This window comes from Pseudoalteromonas sp. Z9A6 (assembly GCF_011378805.1).
GTDB lineage: Bacteria > Pseudomonadota > Gammaproteobacteria > Enterobacterales > Alteromonadaceae > Pseudoalteromonas > Pseudoalteromonas distincta.
Window position 1 is genome coordinate 1 of sequence record NZ_WTKZ01000022.1, and the last position, 24,281, is coordinate 24,281.

General features: G+C 38.2%; 15 protein-coding genes. 9 read left to right on the top strand and 6 right to left on the bottom strand.

Annotated features, from left to right (window positions below; all coding sequences use genetic code 11):
- Nucleotides 1-81 precede the first annotated feature (81 nt).
- Nucleotides 82-1,674 (bottom strand): methyl-accepting chemotaxis protein, encoded by a 1,593-nt coding sequence (locus tag GQR53_RS10120; RefSeq protein ID WP_240917460.1) that lies wholly within the window; start codon nt 1,672-1,674, stop codon nt 82-84.
- A gap of 826 nt (nt 1,675-2,500) precedes the next feature.
- On the opposite strand from GQR53_RS10120, the gene GQR53_RS10125 reads away from it, so the two are divergent.
- The 7 genes from GQR53_RS10125 to pelG are packed head-to-tail and all read left to right on the top strand — an operon-like array spanning nt 2,501 to nt 14,163.
- Entirely contained in the window at nt 2,501-5,209 is a 2,709-nt protein-coding gene (locus GQR53_RS10125; protein WP_165743861.1) for an endo alpha-1,4 polygalactosaminidase, read from the top strand.
- On the top strand, nt 5,209-8,496 hold the full coding sequence (locus GQR53_RS10130; protein WP_165743862.1) for a tetratricopeptide repeat protein: 3,288 nt from the start codon (nt 5,209-5,211) through the stop codon (nt 8,494-8,496). The genes GQR53_RS10125 and GQR53_RS10130 overlap by 1 nt, the downstream gene beginning before the upstream one ends.
- 14 nt (nt 8,497-8,510) lie before the next feature.
- A complete protein-coding gene (locus GQR53_RS10135; RefSeq protein WP_002958938.1) occupies nt 8,511-9,026 on the top strand; it encodes a hypothetical protein in 516 nt (171 codons plus the stop codon).
- Nucleotides 9,023-10,321, top strand: a complete 1,299-nt coding sequence (locus GQR53_RS10140) for a PelD GGDEF domain-containing protein (RefSeq protein ID WP_165743863.1) — start codon at nt 9,023-9,025, stop codon at nt 10,319-10,321. The genes GQR53_RS10135 and GQR53_RS10140 overlap by 4 nt, the downstream gene beginning before the upstream one ends.
- Nucleotides 10,318-11,301 (top strand): HEAT repeat domain-containing protein, encoded by a 984-nt coding sequence (locus GQR53_RS10145; protein WP_024604990.1) that lies wholly within the window; start codon nt 10,318-10,320, stop codon nt 11,299-11,301. The genes GQR53_RS10140 and GQR53_RS10145 overlap by 4 nt, the downstream gene beginning before the upstream one ends.
- Nucleotides 11,294-12,811, top strand: coding sequence for a GT4 family glycosyltransferase PelF (gene pelF, locus GQR53_RS10150; protein ID WP_165743864.1), 1,518 nt, complete (start codon nt 11,294-11,296; stop codon nt 12,809-12,811). The genes GQR53_RS10145 and pelF overlap by 8 nt, the downstream gene beginning before the upstream one ends.
- Entirely contained in the window at nt 12,799-14,163 is a 1,365-nt protein-coding gene (gene pelG, locus GQR53_RS10155; RefSeq protein WP_024604089.1) for an exopolysaccharide Pel transporter PelG, read from the top strand. The genes pelF and pelG overlap by 13 nt, the downstream gene beginning before the upstream one ends.
- Nucleotides 14,164-14,432: 269 nt before the next feature.
- On the opposite strand, the gene GQR53_RS10160 is transcribed toward pelG, so the two are convergent.
- The 3 genes from GQR53_RS10160 to GQR53_RS10170 all read right to left on the bottom strand — a co-directional run bounded on the left by GQR53_RS10160 (nt 14,433) and on the right by GQR53_RS10170 (nt 17,959).
- On the bottom strand, nt 14,433-15,434 hold the full coding sequence (locus GQR53_RS10160) for a D-Ala-D-Ala carboxypeptidase family metallohydrolase (RefSeq protein ID WP_024604088.1): 1,002 nt from the start codon (nt 15,432-15,434) through the stop codon (nt 14,433-14,435).
- Between the two features lie 11 nt (nt 15,435-15,445).
- Entirely contained in the window at nt 15,446-16,771 is a 1,326-nt protein-coding gene (locus GQR53_RS10165; RefSeq protein ID WP_024604087.1) for a L,D-transpeptidase family protein, read from the bottom strand.
- A gap of 210 nt (nt 16,772-16,981) precedes the next feature.
- Nucleotides 16,982-17,959, bottom strand: a complete 978-nt coding sequence (locus GQR53_RS10170) for a DNA topoisomerase IB (protein ID WP_165743865.1) — start codon at nt 17,957-17,959, stop codon at nt 16,982-16,984.
- 311 nt (nt 17,960-18,270) lie between these two features.
- Here GQR53_RS10170 and GQR53_RS10175 point away from each other — a divergent pair, with 311 nt between their 5' ends.
- Nucleotides 18,271-20,157: a hypothetical protein gene (locus tag GQR53_RS10175; protein ID WP_165743866.1), complete on the top strand. Its 1,887-nt coding sequence runs from the start codon at nt 18,271-18,273 to the stop codon at nt 20,155-20,157.
- A 206-nt stretch (nt 20,158-20,363) separates the two neighbouring features.
- Nucleotides 20,364-21,194, top strand: a complete 831-nt coding sequence (gene purU / locus GQR53_RS10180) for a formyltetrahydrofolate deformylase (RefSeq protein WP_024597310.1) — start codon at nt 20,364-20,366, stop codon at nt 21,192-21,194.
- A 99-nt stretch (nt 21,195-21,293) separates the two neighbouring features.
- Here the strand turns inward: purU and GQR53_RS10185 are convergent, their stop codons facing one another.
- Together GQR53_RS10185 and acs are read right to left on the bottom strand one after the other, a co-directional pair.
- On the bottom strand, nt 21,294-21,944 hold the full coding sequence (locus GQR53_RS10185; protein WP_007376082.1) for a response regulator transcription factor: 651 nt from the start codon (nt 21,942-21,944) through the stop codon (nt 21,294-21,296).
- 104 nt (nt 21,945-22,048) lie between these two features.
- A complete protein-coding gene (acs, locus tag GQR53_RS10190) occupies nt 22,049-23,989 on the bottom strand; it encodes an acetate--CoA ligase (RefSeq protein ID WP_039486744.1) in 1,941 nt (646 codons plus the stop codon).
- Nucleotides 23,990-24,281: the final 292 nt, after the last annotated feature.

The window sequence follows — 24,281 nt, forward strand, 5'->3', positions numbered from 1 at the left end:
CGATTTAGCAAAATCTCTTGAGTCAGACTTGTGATCAAGAGACAGCTATTAGCGGCTTTTAGTGTAGAGCTTCAAGCTTTGTTAAATTTTAAACTGACCAACAAGCTGGCCTAAGTTTTCACCACGCGCAGCCAAATGCTGACCGACCGAAGAGGTCGTTTTACTTGAAATAGTTAGCTCATTAACTATTTCTTGAATGGCAAACACATTACGGTTTATTTCTTCTGTAACGCTACTTTGCTCCAGCGCTGCTGTCGCGATTTGCGTACTCATGTCGTTAATTGATCTAACTGAGCTTGTTACCGCGCCTAAACTTTCTGAAATAGCACGAGAGGATTCAACAGAGCGATTACAACTACTTTGGCTTGCTTGCATTGCAGCAACCGCATCTGATACTAAATTATGTAGCTCACTCAACATTTCGCTAATCTCTAGTGTGCTAACTTGAGTGCGACTTGCTAGGCTTCTTACTTCATCAGCAACAACTGCAAACCCTCTGCCTTGCTCACCTGCTCGCGCAGCTTCTATTGCAGCATTAAGTGCAAGTAAATTTGTTTGCTCAGCAATTCCACCAATTACACTTAGTACGCTATTAATCTTTTTAGATTGATCACTGAGTGAATCAACCTGTTCAGCAGCTAAGTTAATTTCTCCCATTAAGTTTGAAACCTCACTGAGTGAAATATCAACACACTCTTGCGCTTTAGCAGCTTCTTGCGTTGCCGCTTGGGTTGACTCTGCCACTTGGTTTGTATTTTGAGCCACCTCATGAGAAGTAGCCGACATTTCAGTAATAGCCGTCGCAACAAGGTCTGTTTCATGATTGTGATTAAGTAACTTGTCTTCAATTAATCGTGTTTGTGTATTTATATCACCAGAAGCTGTTTTTACATCGTGTGTTACATCAACCACATTAGCAATAATGCCATGTAGCTTACTTACAAACATATTAAATGCTTCGCCAAGTTGACCTATTTCATCGTTAGTATCAATCTCTAGGCGCTTAGTTAAATCGCCCTCACCTTTTGCAATATCGTCAAGGCTTTGCGCCATGCGCTGTATTGGTTTTACCATTGTGTTTGCGGCAACTAACGCACATATAATTGTTAAAACAACCCAAAACAAAGCAATTAATAATAAGGTCATTACCTTATCATTCATGTGCTCTTGCATTGTTGTTTGGTATTTAAGTAGCTCTGCATCTATATCATCCATATATGCGCCAGTACCAATCATCCAGTTTGTGCCTGGTATCATTGCTGCATAGCCCATCTTTTCAACTAAGCCTGTGGTATTTGGTTTTTGAAAATGATAGTTAAAAGCGCCGCCGCCTTTTCTAGCTTGCTCTAATAAGCCCACTATTATTTTTTTACCGTTAGGGTCAGTCATCCCTATTTTATTTTGTCCTTCAATAGCATCACCTAGTAATGCATGAAAAACACTAATGCCATTGGTGTCGTATATAAAAAAGTAACCACCTTGGCCAAATGTTAAGTCTCTTAAAGCGTTTTTAGCATCTTGCTCAGAGCCATTTGCTAATTGATAGCGAACAATTTTGCTAGCAATTTCAATTTCGGTACTTAGTAACGTTTGCTTGTCACTTATTAACTTAGTTTGAAATGCTTCAAAATTTTGTTGCTGATTTTTATTCTCTAAATAATAAGAACTCAGCATTAAGCTGATCAAAAGTAGCATTAGCGGTAAAATAGCTAGGGCCTGTTGACCTTTCAGGATTAAAATTTGTTCAATCTAGGGGCGATTTAATCGCGGCGTGAGGTTTGTAACCTAGTGGGCTAAGTAAAAACCGAGCAACAAAGAGTTAATTGCCCCTGGGTAGAACCCTTCGGGCAGCGCATGTTTGGCATTTATGCTGTGTTATCGCCTATTTATGGGGAATAACCACACTACATAGGCTCTGCCTTGCCTAAATACCAAACATACTGCTGCAAATTTAACCTCGAAAGATAAACAGGCCCTAGTAACAGCAATTTGTTTTTCAAGCTTAAATTACTCATTTTTTCCCCGAGGTGTATAAATGCATATATAGCGACAATTGCCAAAGTTAAATTACGACTGTTTACTATGTTTTATTGGGTTTAAAACGTAGTAAATAAAAAATTTGGTGGGAGTATACCCATACCTTGCTCTGCGTGCTGATATTATAGTCACAAAGGAGGTATTTGAACACTAAAAACACTGCGACCTTTGTATTAATCAATATATTATTTACCAGCCTTTTTGTTATATTCAAAATTCTAACGACTGTATTGATCTAAAATTAATTTGATAGCGTACTGAGCCGCTCGATTGCTTCGTATGTTATGAGTTAACTCATTAGTCATGTTAGTATTGGTTTTAGGTTCATATAAATAATGAACATATGGATATTAAACTTCCATTAACATATAATAGTCCTATATTCCTAATACCAAACAACTAGAACAAAATTGGAACACATCACTTTGAGCCACAGTTATAATCTAATAAAAATGAATTATTAATGAAGTATATTTTATACCTTGCACTTTTAGTGTCGGCTCACGCATTCGCAACGCCTGTAAATAATAGTATCGCTTTTTACTACTCAGCGCCGATGCCATTAGCTGAAATGACCTTTTATTCTCGCGTTGTAGTTCAGCCTGACCTTGTGACTGAGCACGAACTCAATTGGTTTAAACAGCGTGACATGGCTGTTTATGCTTATTTAAGTGTTGGTGAGTCGTTTATTGAAAGTGAGTCTTCACTCGCAGTTAACCCTAATTGGAATAGCCACATTGCCGATTTAACATCTACGCATTGGCAACAACATGTGCAAAATAACGCAGCTACTTTAAAAGCACGAGGCTTCAGTGGCTTGTTTTTAGATACTCTAGACAGCTATCAACTTTTAGATGATAAGCACAGTAAATCAGACCAACAAAATGGCTTAGTCGCAATTATAAAAAGTCTGTCTGGCACGTTTAATAAACACCTTATCCTCAACCGAGGCTTTGAGTTACTACCTAGACTTACCGGTTTAGCCAGCGATTTAGTGGCTGAAGGTTTATATAGCCATTACAACCCAATCAATAATAGCTACAAATTAACCACCGAGAACGATCAAGCTTGGCTAAGTGCACAATTAAAAACGGCACAAAAGCTTGGTTTTAAAGTACAAGTTATTGATTATACACAGCCTGACAACCGTCTTACTATGGCGCAAAAAATTAAGCAGGCAGGTTTTACCCCTTGGGTAACTGATGGACACTTACAAACATGGGGTACATCAACTATATCACCAGTACCAAGACGCATCCTCATTCCGTACAACAGTAACGTAAAGCCACTCATTTACACTACCGTACATTTAAAACTAGCGACCATGATTGAGTATTTGGGATATATACCTGACTACATAGATATGGCAAAGCGCGACTTACCTTTAGTTGATCCTAGCTTGCATGCAGGTATTATCTCGTGGACCACAAGCGATACGTTTTACACACCAACACTAAACAATTGGCTTGAAGCTAATTTAGGTGTTGTACCAGAACTCATTTTAGGCGAGTTACCACAATCAACTAAATTATTATTAAGCTTAGGTATTGAGTCGTTAAACACACTACCTGAAGGTCCATATAAACAAGATAGCTTTGCACCTTGGCTCAAAGGGGAGTCAACAAAACCTCCCCCTATTGTTAAACCATACTTACTTAAATTAGCAACTGATGCGACTCCTCTAATAACAATAAAGTCTGCTAATAATATAAGTATTTTACAAGCGGCTAAAACTAAATATGGTGCAGTCGTGGCCGCTCCTTGGTTAATTGACACATTTCCGATGGAAGGCAGCAAATGGGTTATTGATCCGCGTACATTGCTTACTCAAGCAATGGGGTTACCACCTATATTAGTGCCAGATACAACCACCGAAAGCGGCAGGCGAATGCTTACTTTGCATATCGATGGAGATGGATTTACAAGTGTTGCCCACTACGCAGGTAAGCCTTATTCAGCAGAAGTAATTCGAGATGAAATAATTAAACACTACAAACTACCGTTAACGTCATCAGTGATCCAAGCTGATATTGAAGAAGGCGGTATTCATTCTAAACAAAGTGCCAAACTCGAAGGCATTGCGCGTAGTATTTTTAACCTGCCTTACGTAGAAGTTGCTTCACACACTTATAGTCACCCCTATTTTTGGACAGCCCTATCTGGGCGGAAAAAAATAGATGAAGACGACACAGATTACGGTTTTCATCTAGACGTGCCTAGCTACAACACAATTAGCCTTAAAAAAGAAATTACCGACTCGATAAAGTACATTAATGACAAGCTCGCACCTAAAAATAAAAAAACAGTAATGATGCTATGGTCTGGTGATGCAACACCTGGCCCAAAAGCACTTGAACTTGCTCGTGACGCTGGCGTGTTAAATGTCAACGGTGGTAATACTGATGTAAATGCTGATAACCCAAGCCTTTCTCACATCTCCCCTATCGGTCGCCCTGAAAGAGATTTGCTGTATCAAATTTACGCCCCCATATTAAATGAAAATGTTTACACAAACTTATGGCATGGCCCTTATTACGGCTTTAGACGCTTAACCGAAACATTCGAAATAACAGAAAAGCCATATAGGTTAAAACCTTACACTATTTATTATCACTTTTATTCAGGTGAAGTTCTTGCGGGCTTAGACGCCCTTAAACACAACATTGATTATGTTTTAGCAAGGCCAAATACACCGGTGCATTTAAGCCACTATGCAAAAGTAGCAAAAGATTTTTACTTTTCTGCACTTGCAAAAAACAGTAATAATGAATGGTTATTTAGCTCAAAGTACATTCGCACTCTGCGCATACCTAGCGATTTTGATGTGCCAAACATAGCTCAAAGTGAAGGAGTATCTGGTGTAACTGAAAAAGGTGACTACATACATATTATAAATAACATAGCTCGCCTTAGCTTTGATCATAGCCAAAATAGTAAAAAACCTTATTTAGCGTCTGCAAATGTTGTTATTGATAACTGGCAAGTTAACGGACCGGTTAGTTTTAAAGCATGGGTGCCCGCTTCACTTGATTTAATTAATGCACGTTCTTGCGAATTTGTATCTAATTTGGGTGAGCGCTTCAAAGGTATTAATCGGGGTAAATTAACACATTTTAAAATACCTACAGGTGACTTTTATGGTTACCTTAACTGCAACGGATCTGCTCTATAATGAATACTAAAAAGCGCCCTCAGTTAATTTCTATAAAAACAATATTAGCGATACTAGCTGTAAGTTGTTTTGCACTTTATGCGTTATTTCCCCATACCTTATTTTTTGAAGATGATGCACTTTCACAAGATTATACCTTTGAGAAATCTTACCTCAATGCAGCACTCAATGCAGAGCCCGACAACGAAAAGCTTCGCGCAAAATTGGTTGAGCTACATATAGGGCTTAGTGAGTATTCACAAGCCACTAACGAGCTTGAAAAGCTACCTAGGGGCGAGCGCAAAGCAACACTTGAAATAAAGCTGCTTTACTCATTATGGCTAGCAAGTGGTGCTAAAGTTGACGACCGCTTTGAAGAGCTATCATTAAAAATAGGAGCTCATAAAAATTGGAACGAACAAATACTGACTGTTGCAAAAGCCGTTGGGTTAAACGCAAAAGTTGCTCAGTATTATCAAAAAAATAAACAGCCACTCCTTGCAGCCGATTACTGGTTAAGCGCAGGGGAACCTGACAAAGCATTCGCTATTTATAAAACAAATATAAATGCTGACATTGCAGCTAAAGCGATTGAAACTGCACTTGGCGCAAATAATCCGATTCAAGCTTATGCATGGTGGAACACCTACGGTGACAAAGCCGATGTTAAACGCACCCTTTATTTAGCAAACTTGGCTGGCAACACAGAAGATGCAGCTCAAGCCATTGAAAGCTTATTAAAGAGCGAGCCAAATAACAGCGAGTACTTAACACAAGCAATGCACCTGCGTTTAGCAAATGGAAATGCAAAAGGGGCTGAGCAATTACTTGCAAAGTTATTACTACAAAGCCCAGATGACAAAGAGCTACATTTATTAAATTGGAAGATAAAGCGCTGGCAAAACAAGCCTAAAGAGGCACTTCGAGAGTTTAAATGGCTAATGTCTAACAAAGCCGTAACCCCTTCGATGCTTACCGATAGTATTAACGATGCCACCGCTTTATATTTATACCAAGATGCTAATGATATATACGAATATAAAGCCCAAAATAGAAATCTAAAAGGAAATGGCTTTGCTAATTGGATGCAAGCTAACGAATTTATTGGTAACACAAAGCAAGAGTTAAATAATATTGAACGCTTTGAGCAAATAAATGGTAAAAGTGCATTATCACAATATTGGAAAGCAAAAGTACTTCACGATACTGGTAATTTAAAAGCATTAAGAGCTTTGTGGCCTACATATAAAGGGCCTAAAAATGAAGAAGATTTACTTTGGATTGCCCGCGCATTTTGGCTAGAAGATGACTTTTCTACAGCTCTGCAAGTACTAAAAAACAAACATGAAAGTTCTGACGATGAGTTTTGGAGTGCCAATGTAGACATGGCAATGCGAGTCCAAGACAAAGCTCATGAGCTATATGCATTAGAGCAGTTACAACAAATAAGCCCTTTAAGCGTAGGCGACATGCTGCACTACCAACAATTGCGCTTTGAAGGTAGGCCTCAGGAGCTTCTTGATTATTTATGGAAAAGTGAGTCGCAAACTGACCGTCAATTGATTCAAATTGCATTATTAAGCACACAAGTAAATGATGCTAAATCAGTTGCACGTATTCATGCTGAACTTGATAAACAACGATATAATAAAGCTCTCTATCCTGCTTGGTTAATTCTTTCTAATTGGTATCAAAACCAAAGTGATTTAAATTCAGCTTATACAACTTTAAACCGCGCTGCTAAATTAAGCGAATATGACTCTGATGTTGTGCTTGCACAAGGTTGGTTAGCGCTGCAAATGCATGACACTGTAATGATTGGCCGCATTTTAACGCGCTATTCTCAAAGCGACACTTCCTATGCGTGGACGCAACTCTTAGCTAGCCTATCTATTTATGAAAAATCATATAACAGTGCCTACTTTTATTTGCGTAAATTGGCCATTGCAGATCCAAGTGACTTAACAACACTGGTTAACTTAGCCGGTGTAATGAAACAACTTGGCTATTATGCAAATGCTGCTGAACTTAATCACTATTTACTGCAACACTTACCTAAAGATAAATATGCCTACAGAGGCCTAATGTTCCGCTGGGCGGGCGCGATGGCAGTTCCTCATTTAATGCAATTAAACACAATGGAAGAACTTGCCCCCGACACTATTGGTGAACCTCAAACAAACTGGTGGTTAGCGCGCAGGGCTGCACAAAAATTAGAGCCATGGCAAAAGCTACAACTTTATATAACCAACGGCGAGTTTAATAAAGCGAAACAGCTTATAGCTGAGGGTTCACTAAGCAAATTAGATGAGCTAAACGCCCTACTCTATTTAAAACAACCCTATGCCACCATGCAACGTTGGTACGAAGAACTCACTGAAGAACCAAGTCAATCGCAATTGAGTTTACTTAGAAATGCACGCTCATCCTATTTTAGAGCGCTTGAAATTAACCTATCGCCAGAGGCTGGTTTAAACAGTAGCCAGTACGATGTAAACGTTTATTTTCCTTATGCTAATGGGCAATGGAAATTAAGTTTAAGTAATCAGCAAAACCTTGATAACAACGGATTACTGTTTGCGATAGAAGATAAAATGACCTTTGGTCGTTGGTATTTTGATGCAAAAATAGATTCGCACCAAGGCAGCTTAGTTAGCCGCCAAGGTCTTAGCTTAGACTCTCGTTATCAATGGGATTCACGAACACAGGTAGGTTTAAAGCTTGAATATAATGTTGAAAACCGCCAATCAAAAGCACTACTTAGCTATGCTCAGCTAGATAAAGCCACGGCCTATGTTAACTACAATATTGATGGTAGACAAAACGTACAGCTATCAGCAGCAGCGATGTCTTTTTCTCGAAGAAGCGATGGCAGCTCACTAATAAACGGCCAAGAATATAATGCTCGTTACCAATACAGTATTTTAAAAGACCGCCCAATTTGGAACGCTTATTTTAGTGCGCAATGGCAAGACTTTGAACGTGTTAATGCATTAATAAATACAGATGCAAGCAGAAGACCGCTAAGAGTTGACCTTCAACCATTTAGACGTTTTGCACTAGGGACCTCATTTGCTTCAACTGGTTCTTTAGAACCACCATACCTAGGCGCAAGCCCTTCGTGGTTATTTGATATAAGTACTGGCTATCAAACACTTAACGATACAGTAGATGTATCAGTTTCAAGTGGCGCAGGTTGGTCTGTACTGGGCGATGATTTATTTAAATTACAGCTGGGTTACCAAAGTAGTAATAAAGTGGGTAACTCAGATACACAATTACAATTAGGTTATTACGTACATTTTTAATGTTAGGAGAGAGTATGTTTCGTTTAATTATACCGTGTTTGGTATTACTATTATCAGCATGTACCACCAGCAGAGTTGCTGATGATATAGAGCTTAGCCCTTCAAAAACAGTGGCACTAATGCCGCTTGTTAATCATGCTCAAACACCGCTTGCCGGTGAGCGTGCTGAAGATATTTTAGCCAGTATTTGGCAACAAAATAAATTACCAACTCTAATACGTGCACCTCGCGTAAACAGCAAAGAGCTTCCACCACTGGATGATCAATACCGTTTAGACAATGCTATGCAATGGTTAAGCACTCAACAAGCTGACTATGTACTAACAGGCAGCATTGAAGAGTGGCGCTATAAAGCAGGGCTTGATGGCGAACCTGTTGTTGCACTTACATTATCACTCACTGTAAATGGACAAACCACACCAGTTTGGACAGGTACTATTGCTAAAAGTGGCTGGGGCCGCGATAGCATTGCAGCAACAGCACAAGATGTGATTGCCGATTTAATTTCTTATATAGAGGTTAGTGAGTGAAAACACATTTCCTTAGACCAAGAGACGTTCCTGGGCTACAAATATGGGCTGAGGTATTTATATTTACCGCGCTTGCTTTAGGGCTGCCTGTATTATTTAACGCACAGGACCCATTTTGGACTGAGGGAGGGTTTTCGTGGCCTGTACTTGGCCCACTTTTAGTTTCTTTACGCTATGGCTTTTCAAAAGGCTTTATTAGTATTTTATGTTTGCTTGTTGGCCAACTTTTTTTACTTCAAGCAAATATTTTATCACCGCAAAGCGACTTCAATATTAACGCTATGATTGGCTACATTATTGTAATTATGATCACAGGCGAATTTAGAGATGTGTGGGAGCGTACTAATCAACAGCAAAGTATTCAGCTTGAGTACGTAACAGATCGTCTTGAAACATTTACTCGTCAGTATCATTTAATTAATTCATCTCACGATAGAATTGAGCAAATGCTAGCTGGCCATACGTTAAGTTTACGTGAATCACTACAAGCAGTAAGAACCTCTATCGGGCTATTAAAAGAAAGAAGACTTGATAGCGCAGCGCAAAAAATAATCGACTTGTTTGTTGAGTACGGTTCGCTAGAAAGAGCGGGGTTATATAAAGTTGAAAACGACAGTGTTTTAGAGCCACCACTTGCCTCTATAGGTAAAATGAGTCCAATAGCTAAAAACGATCCTCTTATATTAGCAATGATCGAAGAAAAAGAATTAGTATCGGTAAAAGACGAAAAAGCATCATCGGGTATAAGTAAATACCATATGGCAATCCCACTTATCGACGTAAACAATACTATTTACGGCGCTATTTTGGTTGAAAGAATACAATTTTTTGCGCTTAAAAATACAACTCTAACATTACTTGCTGTAATGGCTGGGCATATAGGCGATTTACTGCGCCATGAAATAACAAACCCAGTAATGACTTATGAAGAGTATCCATACTTTATTCGCCAAGTTAAACGTGCGAATAAAGAAGCAAAACGATACAACATTCCATCGCAGCTACTAAAAATAAAAGCTAATAATATTACTGATAAATCCACTCAACTTATGAGTTATTTAAGTGAAGCACGCCGTGGTTTAGACATTTATTTGTACGATAATCAAAATCAGGTATTACTGCTATTGATGCCATTAGCTGATGAACTTGAAAAAGCAGGGTTTATCGCCCGAATGAACACTTGGTGTAAAGAGCGCACTGGTAGCACTTTAGCTGAGCTTGATATTGTTATTGAGCAGCAACTTGCACTACCTATAAGCTCAGATGACATAAAGAGATTGGTTTCACTTTCATGATTATAATTATTGTAGCGGCTATATTAGGGTTTATTTGTCAGTACTTTGCACTAATAGAAGTACTGGAAACACCTAATTGGTTTTTAGCTATATTATTGCATGCTATTGCTAGCATCTTTTTTGCTATTGTTAGTTATGTTTTTATACCTAAAAAATACAAAACGACTCCTTATAGCTCTTTGCTACTCATGTTTTTATTATTGCTTACATTACCAGTACATGGAATTATAGGTGTTGTAGTAGCACTTACATTTGCTCTTTGTAAACCTCTCAAGAATGACGAGATAGAAATAGAGGAGCATAAAATACCTGAGCTTCCTTTTGAAGCCAGAGCAATATCAGCAAATCCAACCTATTCTATGGGCGGACTTAAAGCAATTTTGAAGCACGCTAATGAGCCAAACAAGCGTTTAAGTGCTGTAATGGCGGCTCGTCACATGAGTGACTCACAAGCTATTCCTATTTTAAAGCTAGCACTTAAAGATTTAGAAGATGATATTCGACTACTCGCCTACTCAACCCTTGATGGTAAAGAAATCAAACTTAACGAAAAAATCAGTTTGTACCAGCAAGAAATAGTAGTTACAACTAAGCAGCCAAAATTGAGTCATTTACAAAAACAGCTAGCCGAACTTTATTGGGAACTGAGCTATTTAGGCTTAGCACAAGGCGCACTGCGTAAATACGTTTTAGAAAAAGCAGAAGCACTTGCATTGCAAAGTATTAAGCACATAAAAACACCTGCAACTTTTATATTTTTAGGGCGTATATCTTTAGCCTTAGACAAATACGAAATAGCCCATGAGTACCTACTCAAAGCAACTGAGTCGGGCATGGCAAGGCGTCATGTTCTCCCTTATAAAGCCGAAGTTGCCTTTTGTATGAACAAGTTTGACGACTGTAAACGCTACTTAAAAGAACTCCCAGAACAACCTAAGGGCAGTGAATTACGTCATTTACAGGAGTATTGGCATGAGTAACAAAAATGCAGACATTTTACTGCTTTTAGAAGGTACTTACCCTTATGTGCGTGGTGGCGTATCTAGCTGGGTTCATCAAATAATTGAAGGGTTACCTCATTATAACTTTGAGCTTGTTTTTATAGGTGGAGCGCCAGAGCATTATGGCGAGATTCAATATACCTTGCCTGAAAACGTTACCAAGCTGCATGTTCATTATTTAGTACAAAATGATACCTCTGAAATAAAAGCTAAGCATGGGGTTAAATATAAAAAAGAACTCTTTGATTTTTGGCAGCAACTACAAAATTATTTTAGAGATTGTAACGAGCCAATCCCGACTGAATTATTAAAGTTTGCATTTGAAACTTTAGCTAAAAAAGACGGTATTAATGAAGCCGACTTTTTATATAGTGAATCTTCATGGCAAGTACTCACTAATTATTATTCAACTTTTTGTGATGAATCTTCTTTTATTGACTTTTTTTGGTCATATCGCAATTTATATAAGCCGCTATTTAAAATAGCCGAAATTGCACGAGGGCTTCCTAAAGTTAAACTTATTCACTCAATATCTACCGGGTATGCGGGTATTTTAGGAGCTGGCGCCAGTGTAATAAGTAATACTCCCTTTTTGTTGACCGAGCATGGTATTTACACCAAAGAGAGAAAAATAGATCTTATTCAAGCCAGTTGGATCAAAGAGTCAGAACAAAGCCTAGGTAAAAAATTAAATACCGAGATGGGCTTTATTCGCCGTATGTGGATCAGCTTTTTTGAGCAAATTGGCCGAACAACATACCAAGAAGCAGATAAGATCATTTCGCTATACGACGGTAACAGGCAGCGCCAAATAAAAGATGGTGCAGCACCTGAAAAAGCATTTGTTGTGCCTAATGGCATTAAAACAGTGCGCTTTATTGAAGCGCTTGATCAGCGTCCAAAACAGATACCACCGGTTGTTGGGTTAATTGGACGTGTAGTGCCTATAAAAGATATTAAAACCTTTATACGTGCGATTAAAGAAGCGCAATCGATATTACCAGAGGTCGAAGGCTGGATCATCGGCCCTTTCGAAGAAGATCCACAATACTACAAAGAGTGTGAGCTACTGGTAGGCAGCCTTGATTTACAAAACAGTGTTAAGTTTTTAGGTATGCAAGATATTACTAAAATTTTGCCTCAGCTCGGAATTGTAGCTTTAACCTCGATTTCTGAAGCGCAGCCTTTAGTGCTTTTAGAGGCAATGGCGGCTGGTGTGCCTGTACTTGCTAGTGATGTTGGCTCGTGCCGCGAAATAATCGAAGGCGGAACCGATGAAGATAGAGCGTTAGGTAAAGCCGGTGAAGTTGTCCCAATTGCTTCTCCGAACGACACAGCAAAGCAAATATCAAACATGCTAACAAATGAGCAAGCTTGGCTTGAGTATCAAAAAAGTGGTTTAGACCGCGTACAAAAATTTTATGACGAGAGCCACATGTTTGCCCGTTACGATAAACTTTATAAGGATACAATAGCATGGCTGGAATAGGTTTTGAGATACGAAAAATTCTCAAAAAAAATACCCTGCTCTCAGTTTTTGAAGCATACGGCTACGCAGGTTTAATAGGCTCAGGCCCTTGGCTGCTCTCTATTGTAGCGTTAATGCTTATTGGTATTTTAAGTTTGGGAATTGTATTACCTAAAGTACTTATTATTCAATTTTTAACGCTTGTTACCTACATGATGGCCGCCTCACTTATTTTAACGGGTGGTTTGCAGTTATTACTAACTCGATTTATTGCCGATTTATTTTTTCAAAAAGAAGAGGCAAAGGTACTGCCTAATTTACTTGGTGCGCAACTTATAACAACAATAGCCGCGTTATTGGTAAGCTTGGCTGTATGGCCTATGCTCCCTATACCCGTTGTTACTAAGATTATAATTTTAGGTGCCTTTGTAAGCTTATGTAATCAGTGGCTTGGCGCTATTTTTCTATCAGGTATGAAAGAATACCGGTTAATTTTAATAACCATGCTAAGTGGTTACGCCTTTATGGTATTACTTGCATACTTATTAAGAGACTGGCAGTTAGACGGCTTATTTTTTGCGTTTTTTGCAGGCGAAGCTCTGCTCTTTTTTAGCTTTTTGTTTATGATTATTCGCCGCTACCCAGGTGAAAAACTTATAAGCTTTGACTTTTTAAGCAATAAAAAAGTGTATTACAGCCTATTCTTTTGTGGTCTGTTTTATAACATTGGTGTGTGGGCTGATAAAATCATTTTTTGGTATTCACCAAGCACATCAATTCAAATTATTGGCACGTTAAGAGCCAGCCCAATTTACGACTTGCCTATATTTTTAGCCTATTTGTCTATTATTCCCGGTATGGCAGTATTTTTAGTAAAAATGGAAACCGACTTTGTAGAAGAATACGACCGTTTTTACACAGCTATTCGAGAGGGTTCATCGTTAGAAGAAATTTACTATTTAAAAGACAATATGATCCAAACTGCACGTGCCGGTTTATACGATATATTTAAAATTCAAGGTATTACCGTTGCCTGCTTATTATTATGGGGCGAGCAAATACTTACCTTTATTGGTATTGATCCAAACTATAAAACGCTTTTATTTATTGATGTAGTTGGTGTGGGTGTACAAGTTATATTTTTGTCTATTTTAAATATTTTGTTTTATTTAGATAAACGCTCAACCGTCCTATTTTTAGCGGGGCTATTTTTGGTAATAAACGTTGTTTTAACTTTGCTATCAATCGCTTTTGGGCCGCAGTTTTATGGTTACGGCTTTGCACTCTCAACTATTATTACCTCTGTTGTTGGCTTATTTTGGCTTTCTAAACAATTTGAAGATTTAGAATACGAAACGTTTATGCTGCAATAGCACAATATAAAGGCTGCTTATGCAGCCTTTATATTTAAAGCTTTTCGTACAAAATTAAAATAATTAATTATTGGAAAGCGGCTGATACACACCATGTTTATAGCTCATATAAGCGCCTCAGTTTAAAGCAAAAAAGACTAGCTCAGTAAAGATATAAAATGTTAATAAACAAAGGGCTTATAAAAACCAAGCTACCTTGGCTTAGCTAATCTCTCGTACAATTAGATTTAACTGGTTTAGCATTATGCTAAATGACGTAGACGCTGCCATTACTTACTCACCCATCGCGCTTTAAAGCCACGCGTATCAACATGTATAAATGCGCCTCTGTGCGACTTAGGCCCATAAATACCTAAACCACCTAGTAAACCTTTAAATGATTCACGTCTAGCTAACGACTCCACTATATCGGCCATCGCTTTAGCGTCACCAATTGAATGCTTACCGTCATTATTAATATCATCCATACGGTAGTTGCCATCGTTATCTATAAAAATATCGGCAGCATCACCAAATACATGTCGGCTAAGTTTTACATTGCCAATTGATTTGTTGTAGTACGGAGTTCTATAACCGCTCATAACCACCATATTACTAACCGGTATACCTTCTAAAATCAGTTCTTTGCGTATTTTTTCTAGTTTAAGTAACAACTTATTTTGTAAAAATAAATACTTTGGGTACTTACTTCGCTGCTTACTAACAAATTCCTTTAGTGAAAAGTGAGGTGATATTTTTACGTTTTCATTTTCAGGCGTTACCTTAACAAAGCCATCGGGCACTATGTAGTATGAAGCGTCTTTAATCTGTGAAGGTTTAGGATAGTGCCCAATGTGGTAATACTTGAGCTTTCCTCCTTCAACATTGTCTGCCGGTACTTTTACAAATACGTTGATTTTCATACGCTGTTTTTTATCGGGCGACTCAATAATTACCGTTGTTAAACCGGGCTCTTTGGGTGCTTGCCATTGCCAGCGGTTGGTGTTTGTAAGCTTAGATTTCCCTTGAGTATTAATTAGCGTGTAAGCGTTTTTTGATTGCGCAAAAAGCACTTCAAACTCAACTTGCTCTTTGGGCATTACAAATACTGAAAACACCGAATATGGCATAACTATGTCGTTAATTTTTAGGCTAAATTCTGCATCTTCAAAGTTGGCTTTGTTTTTTATATCAACTACCTGATGTGCAGGCTTTGTAGGCGCTGCAGCAAATACACTATTGCTAAATATAATTGTGAATATGGCGATAAAAATATAATGAATAAATTGCATAAACCCTCTCATTATTTATTTTTTAACAAAGCGGCAATCACCGACTGTTCATCATTTTTTAATAGTGCTTTTTTATCGCGTTGATATATGTCATCTCTAAAGTTAACCAGCTTATTTTCGTCAACCCATGCAGTCCAATAAACTAAATGAATAGGAAGAGGCTCATCTAAATAAAACGTCTGAGTACTGTTTTGAGCAAGTGCGCTGTCCATATTATTGAGTGTTTGCGCTTCTCCTTCGTGCTTAATAATTTCACGCGCTAACGAAAAAGGCTTTTCTATTCTTATACAGCCATGCGATAAGGCTCGGTTTGCTTGGCTAAAACGGTGTTTTGCTGGTGTATCGTGAACATAAATTGCTTCGGCATTGGGGAATAAATACTTAACTTCCCCTAGGGGGTTTTCTTCACCAGCACGTTTTACTAAAAAGTGATCAAATTGGTACGGCTTAATAGAATCCCAATCAATGTTGCTTGGATTAACAGTTTGTGAGTCTAGGTAGCTGTTTTTTCTAATTTCAATATTATTTTTTACAAGGTAGTCAGGATCCTCGGCTACCTTTGGAGCAATTTCTTTGGTGGCAATTGAGGTGGGTATACGCCATTCAGGATTAACTACAAACTTTTCTATTTCGTCGCTAAATGCAGGTGTTTCCCAACTCGGTTTACCTACAATTACGTTATTTTTTAATTTTACATCGCCAGCTTTTACAAATCGTAAGCTGTATTCAGGAATATTTACATACACATACTGCTCATCACTTGCGCCTGCAAAGTTAGTTATTCTATAAAAGTTAAGTTTTAATTTATCGAGTTTTTGCTGTGCGGGCACATTAAGCGATGCAAAAGTACGCTTACCCACTCGGCCATCAACTTTTAAACCATGGCGGCTTTGAAATTGCTTAACAGCTTGCTCTATATCTTTATCAAACGTGCATATAGCTTCGTCGCACACATTAGTTTTTAAGTCACGCTCTTGATATAAACGCTGTGCAAGTAAGCTCACCTGTTTATTATTACTGCCTAGTTCAAGCAATTCATCGTTATATAAGTGTGTAAAACCACCTTTGTTAACTATTTCTTGATACCAATTAATGGCTTTTTCTGTACGTTCAATTAACTGCGCTGAATATTGGTCAAAGTAGTAGGTGTCATCAGCTTGCATGTAATTTTGTGAGTTATAAGTAGTTAGTGAAGAGTTAGCGAGTACCACACTTTCAAGCTCATTGGCAGCGAGTGTTGGTGCTGAGCATAAGCCGCTCATGCCAATAAACAATGCAGTTTTTAAAGTAAAGCCCTTTGCTTTAGTAAGCGCTTGATTTGAAAATAACCCCTTCACTGTGTACCTCCTCGCTAAATATCGTTGATAAATGCTTTTGTACTTACCACTAAGTAGTACTCTGGAGGTGCAACGGTAATGCCAAATTAAAGTTTCAAAATAAACAATTGAAATTTAATGACTTTTTAAAAACCCTTATTCTAAACGTTAATAAATTAAATTAGAGAATATGTAATTAATATGCTCAAGTGTGTAAAGTTGCTATGGCAATTAATCTTTTAAAAAAGCTAAAAAACCACGTTCATAACGACTCAAGTACTTTGTTTTTCGTGGTAATGAAAGGGACTCTCTCCACGCAGTTTGAGTATCTTCATCTTCTTTACACAGCGTAATTAAATCGGGATGCACATAAGATTTGCGTGCTATAGCGGGAGTATTACCAAGTTGCTCAGATACGCTATCAAGCATGCTTTTTAAAGTAAGCGCCCCTTTAGCTTTAGCTAATTGTTTGAATGCAATAACGCTTGCTCGCCAAGTTCTAAAGTGTTTTGCACTAAACTCCTCGCCCATTATTTGCTGAATGTATTGATTTATTTCACTTGATGTTACATTTGTGCGCTCACCTTCATTTATATACTGAAATAAATGCTGCCCGGGTAAATCTTGCAAGTCTTTTATAACATGGCTAAGCACCCTGTCGGTTATATTTACTTCACGTTCTTTACCTGATTTGGCACGATATTTTAGCTGAATATTTTTGCCCGTGAGTTTTGCATGGCGTGTTCGTAATGTTGTAGCACCAAAACTTTTATTTTGCTTTACGTTACGCTCGTTACCTACTCTCAATGCACCTAAATCCATAAGTCTTACAACTGCCGCTAAAGTGCGCTCAATATTAAGCTCATCGCCTTGTAAGTCTGTTTCTAAACGCGCTCTTAACAAAGGGAGTTTATTACCAAATACTCCACATGCTTGGTATTTTTTTGCTTCTTGTTGCGCCCTAAATTCAGGATGGTAGCGGTATTGCTTTCGCCCCTTACTATCAAATCCTGTCGCTAAAATATGTCCGTTTTCTTCTGGGCAAAACCAAGCGTTTTTATAGGCTGGCGGAAATGCCAATCCATTCAAACGATCAATCACATTTTGCTCTTTTATTTGCTTACCGATTGGATCAAAGTAAAGCCAACTTTTCTGTTTAAGTTTACGAGTGATCCCTGGTAAATTATCGTCTACATAAATTAGCTTCATTAACCCTCCAGTTATATTTAAGCATGCGTCGGAATATAAAATGTATCACTTTAAAATAACCTTAAACTGAACAAGATTATTGATATATAATAAAAAACCAACAACAATTATAAATACTTAATATATATTAATAATTCTATTTAGGTTTTCGTAAAAGTAGGTCGAACTTACGCGCCAGCAACAAGTCTATTACGATTAAACTCGATGCACTTAGCGCTAAAAAAGCTACTTGAGATAGATTTATTATCCTAAGTTCAGATTAATTACACTTTGTCCCCTGCAATTGGGGTGCTGTTTAAATGGAGAATTCAATGGCTTTTGATTATGGATCGATTGATCTTGGACTAAAAAACCCCTTCAAACTGGAAGGTAAAGTAACAGCATTAAGAGGACTCATTGAGTCTATAGCAGGTATTAGTTTACTTGTTATTGCTGCAGGCTCTGTGAAAGAAGATACAACCGCAGGTTGGATTTTAATGGTGTTTGGCATGCTTATTTTAGCATTCGGCATTCGCTCACTATCGTCAGGTATTTATGCAACACTTAAATACTTTGTAGGTAGAAACCACCCAACTTCACTTGCTTATAACTACAGTAAATCGCAAGCATCAACCGCTCAAGAAGAACAAAAAGAAGTAGCCTACACAGCGCAATCACTTGAAGAAATGCTGGTTGGTCGTAAAAACAGTACATTTAAAGAGCCTAATGGTTTTTTATCACGCTTACTTCACAGCTTAATCCCTAAGTTATTGTTTCTACCATATCCTATCCGAAATGTTGCCCAGCGATTATTTGGCTCATGGGTAAGCACCTTTGTCGCCCTTATTGCTTATGGCCTTGTTGCATTTGTATCTTTGTCGGGCTTTACCGGTGAAGCTGGGGAATTAGCATTTCCGGTTTATAGTGCAATATTAATGTTTTACGTGCTTTTTTCTTGGCGCTCTACAGGTAAACCTATCTCTCGAAATGCAGAAAAGAATATTGAAGCACTTGGTACTGGTGCGCTTGCTAAAATTATTTCTTTATCTTTTATTTTACCCATCGCTATTGGTCTTTCTATGTCATGGTTGATGAAAGAGCAGCACATTAGTAAACAAGAAATAGATAGCTGGCTTGAGCAACTACCTAGTCTTCATGCTGGAATGTACTTAATTGCAATTATTATATTAGCAACTCTAAGCTGTGTGCTTGCTTTTATCATGATTAAAGCGCGTTTAAATTCAGTTACCCCTTCAGCTGAAGTATCTGAACTACGTGAAAACTGGCAAGAGTCTGTTCATCCAGACGAGATTTTCATAAACCTCGATAACCTAGTAATGGCTAATCGCCGTTATAAAGAAGTACCTAACAGAGTTTACAGAGAATTAGACCCTAAGCTTCAAGAACAAATAGAAGGTAAAGGCGGTTTTAAAGGTGAAATGATCCAAGAGATTCAGCCTAAACTGCACTCAATGGACTTAGGTAAAAACTTTACACTCGCGAGATTACTTGCTTTGGTGAGCGGTAACTTACTTTATATTGTAGCGTTAGCATTTACTGTACTTTTAGCGTATTCGTTTATTAATATTTACCATTACATTGATGCGGCAAATATTAATAGTTTTAAACAGGCATTTAATAACCAACATGTCATTCAATTTAGTGAGCTATTAATGACAAGCTTTCACTTATTGCTAATAGGCGTACTTATTAAAGCATTTGCGCAGTTACTTGCAAACACAGCGCATCTATTTTTTGCAGAAATGCAATTTGAGTCACTGCTTGTGTACTTTAAATGTGAAGGCACGTTTACTGAGTCTAAAATATCAACAGGTACTGGTATTCACGATAGCACCCGCTCAGAAAATACTTTAGTACGCAGTAGCATAACGCCTTGGATTATTGTTTCTCGTGTTATCTCTACTACGTTTGCTGCAACAGGTATGAAAAACCTTGAACATCCTCGCCACATTATGGAAATGCATAAAGACGAAGGACAATTACAAGCAATCAAAAAAGACGTTATTTCATTCTTAAAAGACCGCGAATCTATCGCCTCAATCACCAGTGAGCGTGATTTAGGTAATGCGTCACAAATACATCAACTAAACCAACAAACGCGCGCTATACCTACTCAGCAAGCAATAGCGAAAGATGATGAAGAAGCTGCCGGGTATTTAAGACAAGAAGAAAACTTATCTCCCGAGCCCAAGGGTTAATTAACCTCAAACCTAGATAACTTTTATAAATGCCACCTTGTTAACTTAGGTGGCATTTTTTTTAACCTCTATTCAATACTTTTTAACTTTATTACCTCTTTTGCACTCAACAACATGATTAATATTGGATTAGTTCACAAAGCCCTTGCTTTATGTGCCAAAACACAAATAATGAAAGGATTAATTACAGGGTAAGAATGAGGACAATGAGCTATATACTAACCACCCAATGTGCTGATGATGTAGGCTTAATAGCTAAAATTACAGGGCTTTGCCATAAAAATAATTTAAACATTACGCGTAACAACGAATTTGTAGATAAAGACGCGCAGCGATTTTTTATGCGTACAGAGCTTACAGGTGAGCCACAAAGCGACTTTTTAGATCAATTACGCGCACTGTTGCCACAAGGCGCTAAACTTGCGCTACATTGCGGCGCAAAAACTAAAGTAGTTTTACTGGCAACTAAAGAAGCTCATTGTTTAGGTGGTATGCTGTTAAAGCAATTTGAACAAACTCTTAATATTGAAGTACTCGCTGTAATTGCTAACTATGCTGATTTAGAGCCGCTAGCTAAAGGGTTTGGTGTGCCATTTCATGTTGTATCGCACGAAGGGTTAACCCGTAGCGAACATGATAAAAAGGTAGGCGATTTAATTGCCAGTTACAATCCTGACATTATTGGTCTTGCTAAATACATGCGTATTTTAAGTCCTGAATTTGTGGGTCGATTTGAAGGTAAAATAATTAATATTCATCACTCATTTTTGCCAGCATTTATAGGGGCTAAACCTTATCATCAAGCATTTGAGCGCGGTGTAAAAATTATTGGTGCTACCGCTCACTTTGTTAATAATGAGCTTGATGAAGGGCCTATTATTTTGCAAGATGTAACCAGCGTTACACATGCTAATACCGCCGAAATGATGGCTAAAATGGGCAAAGATGTTGAAAAAACAGTGTTTTGTAAAGCACTTCAACTTGCCTCAGAGCATAAGCTATTTATTAATGGTAATAAAACCGTGGTGTTTTCTTAGCATTAATCCAACTGCTTAATTATTCTACATATAAAAAATGCCAGCATTGTTGCTGGCATTTTTTTATCATAAATAAGCTAATAACTTTTTAAATGTAAATTATGCCTGCTCTATTGGTTCGAGCTTTAATTTAGCGGCAATTAAAACGGCTTGGGTACGATTGTACACACCGAGTTTTCTAAATATGGCTGTAATATGTGCTTTTACTGTCGCTTCTGATATGTGCAGTTCATAAGCAATTTGCTTATTAAGTAAACCTTCGTGCAGATATTGCAGCACTCGGTATTGTTGAGGCGTTAATGAGGCAACTTGCGCTGCTATTTCTCTATCTTCACCTTCAATTTCAGCTACTTTGTTTTTTAGCTCTTTTGGTAGCCATGTATCGCCTTCAAGTATTTGGTTAATTGCACTGGCAATATCATCAGACGATGATGATTTAGGAATAAAACCCATAGCGCCGTAACCCATTACTTTAGAAACGATATTCACGTCTTCACTACCCGAAACAACGGCAATAGGTAAGCTTGGGTATTCTTCTCTAATACGAATAAGACCATATAAATCACCATTACCTGGCATGTGAAGGTCTAGCAGTAATATATCAAGATCCTCTTGCTCGCTTAACACTTGCAGTGTGCTGTCAAAATCGGATGATTCAAAAACGGCTAAACCCTCAAATTTTGCGCTCAGTGCGCCCTTTAGTGCTTCACGAAATAACGGATGATCGTCCGCTATTAAAAACTGACTCATGGTTCACTCCTAATAAATTCGGCTGCCAGTTAGGTTTAAAACCTTTACTGACAGCCGATATACTACGTTTAGAATCAACTTGTAATCAAGTTTTTAACGCACATTTAACGATTTAATCTGTTCTCGATTAGTTCATCGACAACTGAAGGATCGGCAAGCGTTGACGTATCACCGAGTTGTTGGTGCTCATTTGCAGCGATTTTACGTAAAATACGACGCATAATCTTGCCTGAACGTGTTTTTGGCAAACCAGGTGACCATTGAATCATATCTGGAGATGCAATTGGGCTGAGCTCTTTACGAACCCAATTACGTACCTCTTTAGTTAATTCATCGCTGACTGTTATACCTTCGTTAGGCGTAATGTAAACATAAATACCTTGGCCTTTAATATCATGCGGGTAACCTACAACAGCAGCTTCTGCTACCGCTTCATGCGCAACTAACGCACTTTCAATTTCGGCAGTACCAAGGCGGTGCCCAGACACATTAAGTACATCGTCCACACGACCGGTGATCCAGTAATAACCATCCTCATCACGACGACAACCATCGCCTGTAAAGTAAACTCCTGGGTAGGCGCTAAAATAAGTTTGTTCAAAACGTTCATGGTCGCCATAAACAGTTCGAGCTTGCGATGGCCAACTATCTAAAATAACTAAATTACCATCTACGGCACCTTCGAGTGTATTACCTTCAGCATCAAATAATGCAGGCGCAATACCAAAAAATGGATGTGTTGCAGAACCTGGTTTTGTATCAGTAGCGCCCGGAAGTGGTGTGATCATAATGCCACCGGTTTCTGTTTGCCACCATGTATCAACAATCGGGCAATTAGATTTACCAATACTCTCGTAATACCATGTCCACGCTTCTGGATTTATTGGCTCACCTACTGAACCTAAAATACGTAAACTATCGCGATGTGACGAAGCTGTAGGCTCATCACCTTTAGCCATTAGTGCTCTAATTGCTGTAGGGGCGGTATATAAAATAGTAACACCGTGTTTATCAACTACTTCGCCCATACGCCCTGCAGTTGGATAAGTGGGGACTCCTTCAAATAAAACCTGAGTACAACCGTTTACTAATGGCCCGTACGCAATGTAACTGTGGCCTGTGATCCAACCTACATCGGCACTACACCAATACACATCATCTTCTTTTAAATCAAATACGTATTCATGTGTCATTGATGAGTAAACTAAGTAGCCACCTGTAGTATGTACAACACCTTTAGGCTGACCAGTAGAACCTGATGTATACAATATAAACAAAGGATCTTCAGCATTCATTGGCTCTGGCTCACACTGTGCCGGTAAGTCAGCAACTAGCTCGTGCCACCATATATCGTGCTCATTCCAATCAACTTCACCGCCTGTTAATTGATGCACAATAACGTGTTCAATTGTGGTTACAGTTTCTTGCGCTACCGCTTCATCTACATTTGCTTTTAATGGAACACAATTTCCTGCTCTGCGTCCCTCATCAGAAGTAATAACAACCTTAGCACCAGAATCTCTAATACGATCAGCAATAGCCGATGGTGAAAAACCACCAAATACAACAGAATGAATAGCACCAATACGTGCACAAGCTTGCATTGCATACACCGCTTGTGGGGTCATTGGCATATAAATAGCTACGCGGTCACCTTTTTGTACACCCAGTTTTTTTAAACCATTGGCAAATTTAGCCACTTCGTCATGAAGTTTTTGATAAGTAATGTTCTCACTTTGAGAAGGATCATCACCTTCCCAAATAAGCGCAATTTTGTCTGCTTTCGTTTTTAAGTGGCGGTCAATACAGTTGTAAGACGCATTTAAATAGCCATCTTCATACCATTTAATACTGATGTGGCCTTTATCAAAAGAGGTGTTTTTAACTTTAGTGTAAGGAGTAGACCAATCGAGGCGTTTGCCATGCTCACGCCAAAAACTTTCAGGGTCATCAATAGATTGCTTATAAAGCGTATTATATTTATTTTTATCAATGAGAGTCGCATCTTTAATATGCGCAGGAACTGGATAGATACTTTGTGACATCTTCGTCTCCATTTAAATTACTTGCCTTAAGCTTTTATCAAGGATTACTCAGCAGTACTTTATTAAGTATTAGACCTTAGTTGTACTCTACTCCAATTTACTCATTTGTAGTTTATAATCCACCTGCTTTCAATTTTTTACATAAATAATACAACGCGTTAAATGTAAGTAAATGCAAACTAATCAACTCTAAAACCTTAGTCTTATAGACCAATAGGTAATTGAGTAAATATTGCACATATTCAAAAGTGTTTGTGTACTTTAATAAAGATATTTGCGGTATTACTTGCCA

Coding starts and splice junctions, on each gene's coding strand:
- GQR53_RS10120 (WP_240917460.1), bottom strand. CDS start 1,674: ATGCTGAGTTCTTATTATTTAGAGAATAAAAATCAGCAACAAAATTTT.
- GQR53_RS10125 (WP_165743861.1), top strand. CDS start 2,501: ATGAAGTATATTTTATACCTTGCACTTTTAGTGTCGGCTCACGCATTC.
- GQR53_RS10130 (WP_165743862.1), top strand. CDS start 5,209: ATGAATACTAAAAAGCGCCCTCAGTTAATTTCTATAAAAACAATATTA.
- GQR53_RS10135 (WP_002958938.1), top strand. CDS start 8,511: ATGTTTCGTTTAATTATACCGTGTTTGGTATTACTATTATCAGCATGT.
- GQR53_RS10145 (WP_024604990.1), top strand. CDS start 10,318: ATGATTATAATTATTGTAGCGGCTATATTAGGGTTTATTTGTCAGTAC.
- pelF (WP_165743864.1), top strand. CDS start 11,294: ATGAGTAACAAAAATGCAGACATTTTACTGCTTTTAGAAGGTACTTAC.
- pelG (WP_024604089.1), top strand. CDS start 12,799: ATGGCTGGAATAGGTTTTGAGATACGAAAAATTCTCAAAAAAAATACC.
- GQR53_RS10160 (WP_024604088.1), bottom strand. CDS start 15,434: ATGCAATTTATTCATTATATTTTTATCGCCATATTCACAATTATATTT.
- GQR53_RS10170 (WP_165743865.1), bottom strand. CDS start 17,959: ATGAAGCTAATTTATGTAGACGATAATTTACCAGGGATCACTCGTAAA.
- GQR53_RS10175 (WP_165743866.1), top strand. CDS start 18,271: ATGGCTTTTGATTATGGATCGATTGATCTTGGACTAAAAAACCCCTTC.
- purU (WP_024597310.1), top strand. CDS start 20,364: ATGAGCTATATACTAACCACCCAATGTGCTGATGATGTAGGCTTAATA.
- GQR53_RS10185 (WP_007376082.1), bottom strand. CDS start 21,944: ATGAGTCAGTTTTTAATAGCGGACGATCATCCGTTATTTCGTGAAGCA.
- acs (WP_039486744.1), bottom strand. CDS start 23,989: ATGTCACAAAGTATCTATCCAGTTCCTGCGCATATTAAAGATGCGACT.